Genomic DNA, 15,375 nt, shown 5'->3' on the forward strand with positions numbered 1-15,375 from the left:
CTCTTTCCTCGATGCTTCAGCGCACGTCACGGTCACGGCTGCGCAGGCCGTCGCGCGACCGGGCATCCGCGGCACCGCCAGAGGCAGGCAAGGTAGGCGTACTGCTTTCTGGACCGGAGGCCGCGCCGGCGGCTGGCGCAACCGCGCCGTTGGCGCCACCCGGGCCAGAGAGTTGCATCAGCTTGTCGATGGGGAGATACAGCAGATTGGAGCCCTGGCGACTGTCCACCATCACCTTCGTGACGTTGCTGTAGACCTGCTGCATGGTGTCGATGTAGAGGCGGTCCCGCATCACGACCGGCGACTTCTGGTACTCGGCATACACAGACTTGAAGCGCTGCGCATCACCTTCGGCCTGCGCCACCACGCGGGCTGCATAGCCGGCGGCCTCTTCGCGCAGACGGGCAGCCGTACCCTGCGCCTTGGGAATCACATCGTTGGCGTAGGCCTGCCCCTCATTCTTGAGGCGCTCACGGTCGGCGCCGGCCTTGAAGGCGTCGTCGAACGCAGCCTGAACCTGCTCGGGTGCCTGAACGCTCTGGACGTTGACGTTGGCGATCAGCACGCCGGCCTTCAACTTGTTGACCTGCGCCTGGATCGACTTCACCAGTTCGGCCGCGATCGCGTCGCGTTGCTCGTACAGCACCGAGTCCATGTTGCTGTTGCCGACGATCTCGCGCACGGCGGACTCGGCGGCCTGCAGCACCGCTTCGTCCGAGTTGCGGTTCTCGAACAGGTACTGTCTGGCATCCTGCAAACGGTATTGCACCGTGAAGCGGATGTCGACGATGTTCTCGTCGCGCGTCAACATCGACGAGTCACGCAGGCCCGTGGCCTGCATGACCGAGTTGCTGCCAACGTCGATGGAGCGCAACTGGGTGACGTTCACCACCTCGTGGCTCTGGAACGGATAGGGGGCGCGCCACTGGAAGCCGGCATCGACGGTGTGGCTGAAGCGGCCGAAAGACATCACGACGGCCTGCTGGCCTTCCTGAACAATGAAAAAGCCGCTGCCCAGCCAGATCAATGCGGTGACCCCGATGATCAGGCCCACACCGATGCCCGTGCCCTTCGGGTCCGGACTGATGCTGCCACCCGGGCCGTTGTTGTCACCACCGCCCTTGCCTGCGAACATGCCGCTGAGCTTGCGGTTGAAATCACGCCACAACTCGTCCAGATCCGGCGGACCGTCATTCCGCTGGTTGTTCATGACCGTCGGCGCAGCGCCACCAGGCAGCGCCTGACGCACCATCTGCCATGTCAGCCAGCCGGCGCGGTGTGCAACACCCGCAGCCAATCGGGCCGCCAGGGGCACGGCAGCCCACGTCCAGCGGTTCGAGCGCGCAGGCTCGCGGCCTGCATCCAGCGTTTGCATGTTCATGTTCTGTCGGTCGGAAAACCAGGGTACGCAGGCGGGGGACCGTCTGCATCGATGGGATTGTGCCTGTCGAAGCGCGGGTCGGCATCGGACGGGGCATGCAGTTGCTCGCCCAGCCCGACCACGGCCGCCTCCGCCAGCACCGAGCGCAGCGTATCAAGGCCCTGCCCGTTCAATGCACTGACGAAGACCCGGTGGCACCGGCGACCCGAGGGCAATTCGTAGACATCGCGATCGTGGTGGGGCTGCTGGTGCGGCGGGAGGCTGTCGCACTTGTTGAACACGAGCACCTGTGGCAGCTCGCCGGCACCAATGCTGTCGAGTACACGGAGCACCTCGTCGATCTGCTCCAGCAGCACCGGGCTCGCGGCGTCCACCACATGCAGCAGCAGATCGGCCTCGGCCGCTTCCTGCAAGGTCGCCTCGAAGGACTCCACCAGTGTGTGAGGCAGATCGCGGATGAAGCCGACCGTGTCGGACAGGGTCACACTCCGCTGTGCCTCGGCCAGGAACAACTGCCGGGTCGTGGTGTCCAATGTGGCAAACAGCTGATTGGCGGCATATGTGCCAGCTTTGGTCAGCGCATTGAACAGGGTCGATTTCCCCGCGTTGGTGTAGCCGACCAGCGACACACGGAACGTTCCAGCACGCTCCCGCGAGCGACGCTGTGTGTTGCGCTGCTTCTTCACCTTTATCAGCCGCTCCTTGAGCGACTTGATGCGCTGGTCGATCATCCGACGATCGAGTTCGATCTGCGTTTCGCCCGGCCCCCCACGGTGCCCGACCCCACCGCGCTGCCGCTCCAGGTGGGACCAACGCCGCACCAGCCGGGTAGAGAGATATTCGAGGCGCGCCAGCTCGACTTGCAGCTTGCCTTCGTGGCTGCGGGCGCGCGCGCCGAAGATCTCGAGGATGAGGCCGGTGCGATCCAGCACCTCGACGCCGAGATGGCGCTCCAGGTTGCGTTGCTGGGCCGGGGACAGGGCCTGGTCGAAGATGACCCCGTGCGCCTGGTACAGCGTCACGAGCGATTTGATTTCGTCGGCCTTGCCGGAGCCGACGAACAGAGCGGCGTCCGGTGCACGGCGCCGGGCCGTGACTTTGGCAACGGGTTTGTCACCGGCCGATTCGGCCAGCAGCGCCAGTTCGTCGAGGGTGGGGTCAAACGACGAGCCGGGGCCGAAGTCGACCCCCACCAGCACGACCCTGGGGTCCTCATGGGCGAGGCGCACAGACGGGGAGTCGGTGGTCAAGGCGTCAGGATGGGGATCGACCGGGGGATGGAAACGGGACGTCAGGCTGAATCAGCCTTCCGCCGACTCGTTGGCGTGAAAGTTGACAGCGCGGCCGGGCACCACGGTGGAAATCGCGTGCTTGTAGACCATCTGGGTCACGGTGTTGCGCAACAGCACAACATACTGGTCGAACGATTCGATGTGGCCTTGCAGCTTGATGCCGTTGACGAGGTAGATGGAAACCGGCACGTGCTCGCGGCGCAGCAGGTTCAGAAATGGGTCTTGTAGGAGTTGCCCTTTGTTGCTCACGATATGCTCCGTGTTAAAGAAAAGTTTCGGAAAGAGGACCTTAACACAGTCCCCGACCGATCAGCGTTCAGGGTCTTGTGAAGCCTTGAAAAGCTCTGCCGCCCCGAACGACAAGCGACAGGACTTCAGTCCTTGTCGTCAAACGGGTTGTGGGACGACTTCATTTCGATGCGCAACGGCGTGCCGGTGAGCTTGAAGTGTTCGCGGAAACGCCCCTCCAGGAAGCGCTTGTACGATTCGCTGACGTGCTCCAGCGAGTTACCGTGAATGACGATGACCGGCGGATTCTGACCACCCTGGTGGGCGTAGCGCAGCTTGGGCCGGAAAGCGCCTGCGCGCTTCGGTTGCTGGAACTGCACGGCCTCGGCCAGCAACCGGGTCAGCACCGGGGTCGACATCTTGCGGGTGGCCGAAGCCCAGGCGTCCGAAATGGCCTTCCACAGCGGGCCGAGGCCTTGCCGCTTGATGGCCGAGATGTGCAACACCGGCGCAAATTTGAGAAAGCTCAGCCGGGTTTCGATCGAGCGCTGCAGCATCTCCCGCTGGTAGCTGTCGACAGCATCCCATTTGTTGACGGCGATGACCACGGCACGGCCCGACTCGAGAACGAAGCCGGCGATGTGGGCGTCCTGCTCCGTCACGCCCTGGGTGGCATCGACGAGCAGGAGCACAACGTTGGCGTCGGAGATGGCCTGCAAGGTCTTGACCACCGAGAACTTTTCGATGGCTTCAAAGACCCGCCCCTTCCGGCGCAGACCGGCGGTATCGATGAGCTCGAACCTCTGGCCGTTGCGCTCGAACGGCACGCTGATCGCATCGCGGGTGGTACCGGGCATGTCGAACGCGACCAGGCGCTCCTCACCCAGCCAGGTGTTGATCAGGGTCGACTTGCCGACGTTGGGACGACCGGCCACGGCCAATCGGATGGGCTTGTCGCCTTCATCCTCGGTGTCCTCTTCGTCCACATTGGCGAAGAAGTCATCCAGCGCCATGTCGAGCAGGCTGCGGATGCCTTGCCCATGCGCCGCAGACACGGGAATGGGCTCGCCGATGCCCAGTTCGTAGAACTCGGCCAGTTGAGGGCCGGACTGCATGCCCTCGGCCTTGTTGGCTGCCAGCAGCACCTTCTTGTTGGCGGTACGCAGGTAGCGCGCGATGTCGTGGTCCTGCGCGGAAAGCCCGTTGCGGGCGTCGACCACGAAGATCACGGCATCGGCCTCGGCCACGGCCTGTCGGGTCTGCTTGGCCATCTCCTTGAAGATGCCGTCCGTGCAGTCGGGCTCGAAGCCCCCCGTGTCGATGGCAATGAAGGCGCGCGAGCCGATGCGGCCCTCGCCGTAGTGGCGGTCACGGGTCAGGCCCGCGAAGTCGGCCACGATGGCATCGCGGCTCTTGGTCAGTCGATTGAACAACGTCGATTTGCCGACGTTGGGTCGTCCGACCAGCGCAATGACAGGTTTCATGTGTACTCGGAAAAAATCAGTTGGCACGCAGCATGGACAGCGTGCCCTTGCGGGTAAGAACGAGCAGTTGCTGGTCGACCACGACCGGAGCGGCCGCAAGGGCGCTATCCAGTTCGAATCGGGCCAGGTTGCGACCGTCGGCCAGTGCGAGCAGGTGCAGATAGCCCTCCTGGTCGACCACAGCAAGCTTGTCGCCCCAGACAACAGGCGCACTCAGCCCGCGGTGGGTGAAACGGTCCACGCGCCACAGCAGGTCGCCGTTCTCGGCCTTCCAGGCGGTGAGTCGATCGGTGCTGTCCGCCCCGACCACGACGGCGTCGCTGGCCGCGACAGCCTGAGTGCCGCTTTGAGGACGGCTCCAGCGCAGGCTGCCACGGTTGAGTTCGAAGCACGCGACCGCGAACTGGAAAGCGCGCACGCAGACCTCGTCATCGGCGCGAGCAGCTGGCCCGACCAGGTCGGCCAGACGCTCTACTTCGTTGGTGCCTCGGGGCGTCCCGACGCTGGCATCGAAGCGAACGGTGCCGCGCAGCGGATCAAGCCCGACCAGCCGGGCGCCCTGCCCCACCAGCAGGGTGTCCCGGAACGGCGTCAGCACGCTCTGCGACGAGAGCGCCAGCGGTTCGCCCCCCGGGCGCTGGTACTGCCACAGCCACCGTCCGTCTCGCACATCGTAAGCACGCACGGCGCGATCGACGCCTTGCACGAACACCCGTTCCCCCGCAACCAGAGGCGCCGTGATCACGCGACCCGGCTGGCGCTCTCGCCACACCGGCGCGCCGCGATCGAGCACCACCAGATCGTTCTGGGCGGTGACGACGGCGGCAAAGCGCCCATCGCTTCCCGCCCCGGCAGACAGAGACTCGCGGAGGTCGGCGCGCCAGATCGGCTTCCCGCTGTCCAGCGCGAACTGGGCCACTTCGCCCCCCACCCCGCTGACGGTCACCGTGTTGGTCGCGACGGCCAGGCTGGTAGGCACACCGGCTTCGGCCACACGCTGGGACCAGGTCACGGCAAGCCGGGACACCGGCTGAAAGCGTTCAAGCGGTGCAGGTTGAGGTTTGCTGCTGCCGCAGCCGCCGAGCGACAAGGCAAGGGCCGCGAGGGACAGAGCCAGAGCCGCTGCCCGGAGGGCGCTGCCAGGCTGGGAAACCTGCTGGGCTGTGAGGTTGCGCATGGATTGAGAAGATAAGCAGAGCACCCGGTCCCGGGCTGGAAGAACGACGAGGCAACGCCTTACGGCGCCGAGGCGGCACCCTGAGGTGCGCTGGGGGCCTGCCCCAACGAGGTGAGCTTGCCTTCGATGAAACGGCGGTACTCGACGCCCTCGTCCATGGCCGTCCAAGCGGCCTTGAACGCCTTGGCCGCTTCATCCTTCTTGCCCTGCGCGAGCAGGATGTCGCCACGCCGGTCATCGGCCAGTGCGGCAAACTCGGGCGGCAGCTTGGCGTCGAGCGTCTTGAGGGCGTCGTCGTAGGACTTCGCATCCAGTTGAAGGCCCGCCAGGCGCAGGCGCGCGACAGCGACCAGGCTCTCGTTCTTTCCATGGTCGACAAGCCACTGCAGGGCGGCCTTCGACTCGTCGAGCTTCTGAGCATCGGCAGCCACCTTGGCCGCCAGCAGCGCCCCCTGCTCGGCGAACGCCGTGCCGGCGTAACCGGACTTCAGGTCGGCGAAGGCCTGAACGACCTTGTCCGTCTGGCGCGCTTCTGCAGCACGGTCCATTTCTTCATAAAGGCCGCTGGCGGCCACGCTGCGCTTCTGTTGCCAGTACAGATACCCCGTCCAGGCCGCATAAGCGCCCAGAACCAGCACCAGGGTCCAGGTGATCAGGTTGCCGTACTTCTTCCAGAAGTGCTTGAACTGGTCGAGCTGCTCCTGTTGCTCAAGGTCAAAAGTCGCCATGATGTGTATGGTGTAGCAATCCAGGGATTATGAGGGGCGACCGGCTCGCAGCGACGGAGCCCAGGACTTCACGTCACTGAGAGGCTGCTGAGTCTGTTCGCCGCCGTCTCGAAGCGGCTTGACCGCCACCACGCCTTTGGCGACCTCATCCGGGCCGAACACCAGCGCGTGACGCGCACCGCTGGCATCGGCCTTCTTGAACTGTGACTTCGGGCTGGCCGGACCGTCCTTGCCCGCCGGGTTGAGCACCACAGAGATCCCTTCTGCGCGCAGCGATTCCAGGGCCGCGAGCACCAGGGGCTGAGGCGTGCCCGCCAGCACGATGGCAAAGGCGTCTGCCGAGGTCTCGGGGGCCGGCACGCCGACCTCTTCCAGCAGCAGCAGCAGGCGCTCCATGCCAAGCCCCCAGCCCACTGCAGGAGCAGGCTTGCCGCCCAGTTGCTCGACGAGCCCGTCATAACGACCGCCGCCGCACACGGTGCCCTGAGCCCCCAGGCGATCCGTGACCCACTCGAACACCGTCAGGTTGTAGTAGTCCATCCCACGCACCAAGCGTGTATTGACTTCGTATGGCACACCGGCGGCCTCCAACGCTGCCTTCACGGCCTGGAAGTGCGCCAGAGACGCTTCGCCCAGGAAATCGAGCAGGCGGGGTGCAGTCTCGACCACCGGCTGCATCGCGGGGTTCTTGGTGTCGAGGATGCGCAGCGGGTTGCTGTGGAGGCGTCGCTTGCCGTCCTCGTCAAGCAAGTCGGCATCGGCCTCGAAGTGGTGGATGAGGGCCTCACGGTGGGCCCTGCGCTCCTCGGGCTGCCCCAGGCTGTTGAGCTGCAGCTTGACGTCAGCGCCTACCTGGAGCCCGAGGTCTCGCCACAGCGCTGCCGTCATGAGAATGAGTTCTGCATCGACATCCGGACCGGCAAAACCGAGCACCTCGGCACCGACCTGGTGGAACTGACGGTAGCGACCCTTCTGCGGACGCTCGTGCCGGAACATCGGGCCGATGTAGTAGAGCCGCTTGCCGCCTTCGTACAGAAAGCTGTGCTCGTTGATGGCGCGCACGGCGCCTGCCGTGCCCTCGGGACGGAGAGTCAGTCGGTCACCGTTGAGGCTGTCCTCGAAAGAGTACATCTCCTTCTCGACGATGTCGGTCACCTCACCCAGTCCCCGAACGAACAGCGCCGTGGGTTCGACAATGGGCGTGCGCATGTTCTGGAAGCCATAGCGACGCATGAGCTGTCGCACGACGTCCTCCAGCCATTCCCACCGCGCCGATTCGGGCGGCAGGATGTCGTTCATGCCTTTGATGGCTTTCAGGATCTCGGCCATGGAATTGTTCTTGTGCTTGAGAAAGAGAGAAGGTCAGGCCGCAGGGCGATCCTGACCGAAACGGCGTTCGATGTAGGTCTGAACCAGTGCCATGAACTCGTCCGCAATGCGGTCGCCTCGCAAGGTCAGCGCCTTCTCGCCATCGATGAACACCGGTGCGGCGGGGGCCTCGCCGGTACCCGGCAGGCTGATGCCGATGTCGGCATGCTTGCTTTCGCCCGGACCGTTGACGATGCACCCCATGACCGCGACCTTGAGGTTTTCGACACCGGGGTAGCGAGAACGCCACACCGGCATCTGCGCCCTCAGGAAGTCGTCGATCTGCTTGGCCAGTTCCTGGAATACCGTGCTGGTGGTTCGCCCGCAACCGGGACAGGCAGTGACACTGGGCACGAAGGTGCGCAGGCCCAGCGCCTGAAGGATCTCGAGCGCGACCACGACCTCTTGCGTGCGCGCTTCGCCGGGCTGGGGCGTGAGCGAAACGCGGATGGTGTCGCCAATGCCTTCCTGCAACAGGATGGACAGGGCGGCAGCCGAAGCGACCGTGCCCTTGGTGCCCATGCCCGCCTCGGTCAGCCCCAGGTGCAGCGGGTAATCGCAACGGGCAGCCAGCCCGCGGTACACGCTGATCAGGTCCTGAACACCACTGACCTTGCACGACAAGATGATCTGCTCGGGCTTCATGCCCAGGTCACGCGCAGCCTGAGCCGACTGCAGCGCCGAGTTGACCAGGGCCTGGTACATGACCTGTTGTGCGGACCAGGGCTCCGCGCTCCGCGCGTTCTCGTCCATCAGTGCAGCGAGCAACTCCTGATCCAGGCTGCCCCAGTTCACACCGATACGGACGACCTTGTCGTAACGCATCGCCGCCTCGATCATCTGCGCGAACTGGCGGTCCTTCTTGTCACCCTTGCCCACATTGCCAGGGTTGATCCGGTACTTGGACAGTGCCTCCGCACATGCCGGAAACTCGGTCAGCAAACGGTGGCCGTTGTAATGGAAATCGCCCACCAGCGGCACATCGACGCCCATGCGATCGAGCTGTTCACGCAGGTGCGGCACGGCCTGCGCCGCTTCCGGCGTGTTGACCGTGATGCGGACCATCTCGGAGCCGGCCTGGGCCAGTTCCTTGACCTGGATGGCCGTACCGATCACATCGACCGTATCGGTATTGGTCATGGACTGAACGCGCACGGGCGCATCCCCGCCGATGGTCACCACGCGCGCGCCCCACACCACACGGGCCTGGCGAGAACGTCGGGGTGCCGGATAGGCAACGTCAATCAGAGAACAATTGGCAAGGCTCATGGCAATTCGAGGCGGGCAACGTTGTTGCGCATGTAAGCGGTCAGATCGACGGGCTGGCCTTTGTGTGTGAGCTGGACGTGGGGCGCGTTGCCGATGCGCAGACGCATCGGGGGCTGCCCATCCACGGACGCCGACTGCCCTGCCTTCAGCAAACCGGAATACACCTTGCGGCCGCTGGCGTCTCGGACTTCGATCCAGGCGTCCGCTGCGGCACGCAGACCGACGAGGGCGGGCCCCTCCGGGGGCAATGGAACCGGGGGCGAGTCCGGCGCTGCACGCAAAGCCGGCTCGCTGCCAGAGGCCGATGCCGCGACCGGCGCCGCATCGCTCGGGGCCACGATGGCCTCTGCGGTCAGGGGGGCGGGAACGGGATCGCTGCCTGCCACGGCCGGCTCGGAACCGGCCGTGACCGGAGCGAACACCGGCTCGGAGGCTCCCTGGCCAGGCGGGCCGGACGCCGCAGAAGCCACGGCAGCAGGCTGACTGCTGCCCGCCGACCACCAGTCGGGAAGGCTCAGGTCTTCCGGCAGCAGATACACGATCAGTGCCCCGGCCAGCAAGACCGCGGGCGCCAGCCAGCGCGGGGACAGCAAGGCCTTCCAGGCGCCGCCCGATCCGGCACGATCAAACAGGGTCCCCGAGCTGCGACGTTCCTTGAACGGTGCATTCAGTGGCTCGCGTTCGGGGCCGAGCGGCATGGTGCGGCTGGATGGCAGATCAGCCAGCACAGATTGAGGATCGATCTGCAGCTGACGGCAGACTGCCTTGGCCAGCGCCCGCGCAAAATTGGCGTCCGGCAGGCACGACAGGTCTCCGCGCTCCAGGGCTTCCAGCTTGGCCGGCGTGACCTTCAGTGTGGTGGCGAGGTACTCCAGGCTCATGTCCTGTGCTTCGCGTGCCGACCGGAGCTTCGCGCCGGCTGCCGCGGCGTTGGGCTCATGTGCCGACGGGCCTGCTGTGGGTGACAGTTGCTCAGTCATCGAATCGTCCGAGTTCTAAAGCGGTCGTCTCGCGAGACGAGGGGAAGCGGCTGCGCAACTGGGCCGCGAGTTCGTCCCGCCCGCCGGGGTTGCCCAGCCTGTGCTCGATGCGCGCAGCCAGCCACAGCGACTCTGCCGTCACCTGCTCGGGCGCGGCGTTCACCCGGCGAATGTAAAAGCGCGCCCGCTCCAGTTCGCCACGGCGATAAAGCACCGCAGCCAGGTTGAACGCCGTTGCCGGGTTGGACGAGTCCAGCTCGAAAGAGCGTGACAGGGTCTTCTCGGCTTCCGGGTACAGGCCCGCCGCGACCTGACAGACGCCGCGCGCCAGCAAGGTCTTGCTGGTCGCCACGGTCTGAGGCAGGCTCGCCGCCCGTTCGAACAGGGCGTCCGCAGCGGCGTACTGTCTTTGCTGACACAGGTACCAGCCGTAGTTGTGCAACACACTGCCGTTGCGCTGATCGATGGCGAGCGCTTCACGGAAGCCCTGCTCGGCGCGTGGCTGGTCGCCCATTGCCGCGTAGATCAAAGCCCGCATTTCATAGGCAGCCGGCAGAGAGGAATCGATCGACAGCGCCTGCTTGACCTCATCCAGCGCCGTTGCAAACTGCCCTTGCCCGAAATAAGCCGTCGCCAATTCAAGACGAATGCGGGCACGGCGACGGGCTTCCGACTCGTCGGAAGCCGTGACGATGTCACCGCGTGTGGCCGCAGAAGGCGCAGCAGGCCGGGATGGGGTCGGCGCTCCGCCCGTGGCGCAAGCGCCCAACTGTGCGAGCAGAGCCGTCAGGACCACACGCTTGAAACAGCGCAGTCCAAGCCCGGACACAGACACTTTCCTCATTCAGCGATCTCCTGGACAGGGGGCTGACAGTGTAGGCGCAAGGCCGGCTGGCCTCGCTCAGTGGCCCGAACGCTGCCGCTCGCCCGACACGGGAGGGGCGACCCGGACCGCCACCGGCTGACGGAGCATGCGCGTGTGTGCGCGCGTGCGGTCCTGCACTTCGCCAGCCAACTGGCCGCAGGCGGCGTCGATGTCATCGCCCCGGGTCTTTCGTACCGTCGTGACGATGCCAGCGTCCGCCAGCAGGCGCGCGAAGGCCTGCACCCGAGCCGCGTCAGAACGCTTGAGGCCCGACGCCGGGAAGGGGTTGAAAGGAATCAGGTTGAACTTGCAGTTGATGCGCCCCTTCACGAGCGCGATCAGTTGGCGTGCGTGCTCGTCGCTGTCATTGACTCCGTCGAGCATGCAGTATTCAAAGGTGATGAAGTCGCGGGGCGCTGACTCGAGGTAGCTGTTGCAGGCCGCGAGCAACTCGGCGATGGGGTACTTGCGGTTGAGCGGAACCAGCTCGTCACGCAAAGCATCGTTGGGAGCGTGCAGCGAAACCGCCAGCGCGACAGGACAGTCCTGACGCAGGCGTTCGATCATGGGCACCACGCCCGATGTGGAGACCGTGACGCGGCGGCGCGACAGGCCGTAGCCGTGGTCATCCAGCATGGTGCGCAGCGCGGGAACCAGTGCGTTGTAGTTCTGCAGCGGCTCGCCCATGCCCATCATCACGACATTGCTGATGATGCGCTCTGAGGTGCCCAGACGCTGACGCAAGGCGTGCTCGGCGTGCCACAGCTGAGCGATGATCTCGCCGGTGCTGAGGTTGCGGCTGAAGCCCTGATGCCCCGTGGAGCAGAAACGGCAGCCGACAGCGCAGCCCGCCTGCGACGAAATGCAGAGCGTGGCCCGGTCGTCTTCCGGAATGTAGACACTTTCGACGGCGTTGCCGCCGCCCACATCGAACAGCCACTTGATCGTGCCATCCGACGAAACGTGTTCGCTGATGATTGGCAGGCGCTTCAGGGTCGCGATGCCCCGCAGCTTGCTGCGCAGCGACTTGGCGAGATCCGACATCTGGTCGAAGTCGGTCGCGCCTTTCTGATGGATCCAGCGAAAAAGCTGGGTTGCGCGGAAGCGCTTTTCACCCAGTTTTTCGCAGAACGCAGCCAACCCATCCAGGTCGAAATCGAGCAGGTTGACGGCGTCCATGTACAGACCTCTTGGGACGTCAGCAGCCGATCAGCGGCTGTAGACGTTCATGCCGGGGAAGAAGAAAGCCACTTCGACTGCAGCGGTCTCGGGAGCGTCCGAACCGTGCACGGCGTTGGCATCGATGCTGTCGGCGAAATCGGCGCGGATGGTGCCCGGAGCGGCCTTCTTCGGATCGGTGGCGCCCATCAGGTCGCGGTTCTTGGCGATGGCGCCTTCACCTTCCAGCACCTGCACGAACACGGGGCCGGAAACCATGAAGTCGACCAGATCCTTGAAGAAAGGACGTGCAGCGTGCACGGCGTAGAACTGTTCGGCTTCGGCGCGCGACAGTTGCACCAGCTTGGCCGCCACGACCTTCAGGCCAGCGCCTTCAAAACGGGCGACGATTTGGCCGATCACGTTCTTGGCAACGGCGTCGGGCTTGATGATCGAGAGGGTGCGTTCGATGGCCATTTGATTCTCCAATGTGCTCAATGGTCTTGACAAAACCTGGCATTGTACTGCGGCACGGTGTCATAAACCCCGTGCCGCTCATGTGATTCCCCGCGCAGTCAACGGGGTTTGTGCGGAGGCGCGCGGCGCCGATCAGCGACGCCCGCGGCCGCCGCCGCCGCCACCGCCACCGCCACCGCGGCGGCCGCCACCCGACTTGCTGCCGAAGAAGGCGTCGGCTCCGATGTAGCCGACCGAGGTCTGCATCGGATCAGGCTGACGCGGCCCCTTCTGCTTGCCGGCCGGCTGGCGATCGAAGTCCTGGTCCGGACGTCCGAAGCCGGACGTGATCCGCTTGGAGCCGCTCTTGACGAAACGGCGATCGAAGGTCTGCTCCAGGGGATTGGGGATGGGGCCGATGTGGTCGAAGTCGTCATCGTGATCACGACGGGGCGCCGGCTCACGATCCTGCCGAGGCGGGCGCGAGGTCTGCTGGCCCTGGGACCCACCCTGGGGACGAGGCCCTTGGCCCTGTCCGCCTTGTGGGCGACCGCCCTGCTGCTTGCCCTTGAAACCCTGCTGCCCCTTGTTCTGGCCTTGCTGCCCCTTGCCGCCACGCCCCTGCTCCTGACGGTCGCGGTCCATGCCTGCCAGGGACTTGACGGCCCGGACGTCCGACTCGTTGAGCTCGACCCACACGCCACGCTTCAAGCCGCGCGGCAGAACGATGGCGCCATAACGAACACGGATGAGGCGGTTCACCGTCAGACCCACGGCATCGAACAGCTTGCGGACCTCGCGGTTGCGGCCCTCGGCGATGACCACGCGGTACCACTGGTTCACGCCCTCACCCAATCCATTGCTGATCGAAATGAAGGACGCGGCCTGGCCGTCGATCTCCACACCGTCCAGCAGGCGTTGACGCGAGGCGTCATCCAGGGTGCCCAGCACGCGCACGGCGTACTCTCGCTCCACGCCGAAGCGCGGGTGCATCAACTGGTTCGCCAGCTCACCGGAGTTGGTGAACAGCAGCAAACCCTCGGTGTTCAGGTCCAGGCGCCCGACCGACATCCACTTGCCGTTGTGGAGCTTGGGCAGGCGACGGAACACCGTGGGCCGCCCTTGCGGATCGTCGTGCGTGACGACCTCGCCCACCGGCTTGTGGTACGCCAGAATGCGCGCCGGCTGCGGGGCAATACGCACCTTGATCGGACGACCAGCCACCTTGATGCGGTCACCGTGGGACACGCGCTGGCCGATGTGGGCGACCTGATCGTTCACCTCGATACGGCCGTCCTCGATCATCTGTTCGATGTCCCGGCGCGAGCCGACGCCAGCCTGCGCCAACACCTTCTGCAGCTTGGGCGCGTCGGGCTCGGGACGCAGCACACGCTTGTAAGGGCTGTTGTCGTCGGTTGCCGCGTCCTCGGCCTCCTCTTCACGCACCTTGTCGAAATCACCCGACAGCAGTTCGGCGAAGACCTCGGAGGCCTGTTCCTCGGCGATGGCCGCACGGCGAGACGGCCGCTGCTCGGCGTCCGTACCGGACGCATCGGTCTGCGCAACGGTGTCGCCTGCCTCGGCAGCCGCCGAGGGCCGCTCGTTACGGCGCCGGTCGCGGTCACGACGGCCCCGGCCATCCCGACCACGCCCATCAGCACGAGGAGCGTCCGCCAGATCACCCGGCTCACCGCCTTCCGCAGCGGGGCCCTCGGCATCCGGCCCCAACTCGATCACGCCATGGGCGGCCACCTCCCGAACGGGCTCCGCGACGGACTCGGCCGGCTGAGCCTCCTCGCCCCCTTCTGCCACAGCGACCGGCTTGCGACGCGGCGCACGCTTCGGCTTGACAGGGGCCTCTTCTGCCGACGCCCCTGCGTCCGCAGGCTGCATCGCCACGGTCGCCGGCTCGGCAGCTGCGACGCTCCCCTCCTCGGTGGCCACCTTGCGGCGACGGGGCGCCCGCTTCGGTGCGGCGGCATCCGCCTCCGTCACCGCGGGTACCACATCGGCTTCGACCTGCGAGGCCTCCGTCTTGGCGCGCCGCGTGCGCTTGGGCTTGACCGCTTCCTCGGCGGCCAGCGGCTGTTCTTGGGGTTCTGACATGGGAGAAGACTCGGTGGTCATGGGTGCGAAGGGGGGAAAGAAAGGGGGGCGCCATCGGTCGCACTGGCGTCCTGATCGGCGGGTATCACGGCGGGGGCGTCGGCCGTCACGGCGACACCCGATGGAGACTCCACCGACTCGAGCAGAGAGGGCTGGTCCTCGGATTCGACAGACCCGGCGTGAGCAGGGTCGACCACGGTGTCGTCCATGGCATCCTCCATGCCTGGCAACAAGCCTTGAGCCACCGGCAGCCCTTCCAGCGTGGGCAATTGAGCCAGCGACGACAAGCCCATGTCATCCAGAAACTGCCGGGTGGTGGCGTACAGGCCCGGACGCCCGGGCGCGTCACGGTGACCGATCACCTCGACCCAGCCGCGCTCCTCGAGCTGGCGCACGATCTGCGAGCTGACGGTGACACCTCGGATGTCCTCGATGTCACCCCGGGTCACGGGCTGCTTGTAGGCAATGATGGCCAGCGTTTCCAGCGTGGCGCGCGAGTAACGAGGCGGCTTTTCAGGGTTGAGCCGATCCAGGTAGGCCTGGACGTCGGAGCGCGTCTGGAAGCGCCACCCCGAAGCAACCTCGCACAGCATCACGCCACGCCCCTCCCACTGCGCCGAGATCTCGGCCAGCATCGACCGCACCGTGTCGGCGGACACGGTGTCATCGAACAGCTGGCGCATCTCGCGCAGTGACATGGGCTGGTGCGCGCACAGCAATGCCGCTTCCAGGATACGCAGGGACTCCTGCGGATTGAGGACTTCCATCTCGTCAGTCAATCTGTTTCGCGGGCCGCAGCGCCGCGATGCTCATGCAGACCTTGACAGGGCCGGCGAACAGCCAAGCCGTAACCGGATGCGCTCCGGCAGGCGCGAAGGGGTAT

The 15,375-nt window shown here is 65.7% G+C and carries 14 protein-coding genes; all 14 read right to left on the reverse strand.

The window, feature by feature from the left end; genetic code table 11:
* Positions 1-16: 16 nt before the first annotated feature.
* Positions 17-1,381 (reverse strand): FtsH protease activity modulator HflK, encoded by a 1,365-nt coding sequence (gene hflK / locus QZ709_RS19180; RefSeq protein WP_366937193.1) that lies wholly within the window; start codon positions 1,379-1,381, stop codon positions 17-19.
* Positions 1,378-2,580 carry a GTPase HflX gene (hflX, locus tag QZ709_RS19185; RefSeq protein WP_294639150.1) on the reverse strand — a complete coding sequence of 401 codons (1,203 nt, stop codon included), beginning with the start codon at positions 2,578-2,580 and terminating at the stop codon, positions 1,378-1,380. The genes hflK and hflX overlap by 4 nt, the downstream gene beginning before the upstream one ends.
* Positions 2,581-2,682: 102 nt before the next feature.
* Positions 2,683-2,922, reverse strand: coding sequence for an RNA chaperone Hfq (gene hfq, locus QZ709_RS19190; protein ID WP_294639151.1), 240 nt, complete (start codon positions 2,920-2,922; stop codon positions 2,683-2,685).
* A 125-nt stretch (positions 2,923-3,047) separates the two neighbouring features.
* The gene (gene der, locus QZ709_RS19195; protein ID WP_294639152.1) at positions 3,048-4,385 is read right to left on the reverse strand and encodes a ribosome biogenesis GTPase Der; all 1,338 of its coding nucleotides are present in this window, start codon (positions 4,383-4,385) and stop codon (positions 3,048-3,050) included.
* A 16-nt stretch (positions 4,386-4,401) separates the two neighbouring features.
* Positions 4,402-5,562, reverse strand: a complete 1,161-nt coding sequence (bamB, locus tag QZ709_RS19200) for an outer membrane protein assembly factor BamB (protein WP_294639153.1) — start codon at positions 5,560-5,562, stop codon at positions 4,402-4,404.
* Between the two features lie 59 nt (positions 5,563-5,621).
* The gene (locus QZ709_RS19205) at positions 5,622-6,290 is read right to left on the reverse strand and encodes a tetratricopeptide repeat protein (protein ID WP_294639154.1); all 669 of its coding nucleotides are present in this window, start codon (positions 6,288-6,290) and stop codon (positions 5,622-5,624) included.
* Between the two features lie 27 nt (positions 6,291-6,317).
* The gene (gene hisS, locus QZ709_RS19210; protein WP_294639155.1) at positions 6,318-7,619 is read right to left on the reverse strand and encodes a histidine--tRNA ligase; all 1,302 of its coding nucleotides are present in this window, start codon (positions 7,617-7,619) and stop codon (positions 6,318-6,320) included.
* A 33-nt stretch (positions 7,620-7,652) separates the two neighbouring features.
* The gene (ispG, locus tag QZ709_RS19215; protein ID WP_294639156.1) at positions 7,653-8,927 is read right to left on the reverse strand and encodes a flavodoxin-dependent (E)-4-hydroxy-3-methylbut-2-enyl-diphosphate synthase; all 1,275 of its coding nucleotides are present in this window, start codon (positions 8,925-8,927) and stop codon (positions 7,653-7,655) included.
* Positions 8,924-9,907: a helix-turn-helix domain-containing protein gene (locus tag QZ709_RS19220; RefSeq protein WP_294639157.1), complete on the reverse strand. Its 984-nt coding sequence runs from the start codon at positions 9,905-9,907 to the stop codon at positions 8,924-8,926. The genes ispG and QZ709_RS19220 overlap by 4 nt, the downstream gene beginning before the upstream one ends.
* Positions 9,900-10,751, reverse strand: a complete 852-nt coding sequence (gene pilW / locus QZ709_RS19225; RefSeq protein WP_294639158.1) for a type IV pilus biogenesis/stability protein PilW — start codon at positions 10,749-10,751, stop codon at positions 9,900-9,902. The genes QZ709_RS19220 and pilW overlap by 8 nt, the downstream gene beginning before the upstream one ends.
* 57 nt (positions 10,752-10,808) lie before the next feature.
* The gene (rlmN, locus tag QZ709_RS19230; RefSeq protein WP_294639159.1) at positions 10,809-11,951 is read right to left on the reverse strand and encodes a 23S rRNA (adenine(2503)-C(2))-methyltransferase RlmN; all 1,143 of its coding nucleotides are present in this window, start codon (positions 11,949-11,951) and stop codon (positions 10,809-10,811) included.
* Positions 11,952-11,981: 30 nt separating this feature from the next.
* On the reverse strand, positions 11,982-12,407 hold the full coding sequence (ndk, locus tag QZ709_RS19235) for a nucleoside-diphosphate kinase (RefSeq protein WP_294639160.1): 426 nt from the start codon (positions 12,405-12,407) through the stop codon (positions 11,982-11,984).
* Between the two features lie 132 nt (positions 12,408-12,539).
* Positions 12,540-14,492: a 23S rRNA pseudouridine(2605) synthase RluB gene (gene rluB, locus QZ709_RS19240; RefSeq protein WP_294639161.1), complete on the reverse strand. Its 1,953-nt coding sequence runs from the start codon at positions 14,490-14,492 to the stop codon at positions 12,540-12,542.
* A gap of 17 nt (positions 14,493-14,509) precedes the next feature.
* Positions 14,510-15,259, reverse strand: coding sequence for an SMC-Scp complex subunit ScpB (scpB, locus tag QZ709_RS19245; protein WP_294639162.1), 750 nt, complete (start codon positions 15,257-15,259; stop codon positions 14,510-14,512).
* Positions 15,260-15,375 lie beyond the last annotated feature (116 nt).

Source organism: uncultured Aquabacterium sp., assembly GCF_913773725.1.
Classification (GTDB): Bacteria; Pseudomonadota; Gammaproteobacteria; order Burkholderiales; family Burkholderiaceae_C; genus Aquabacterium.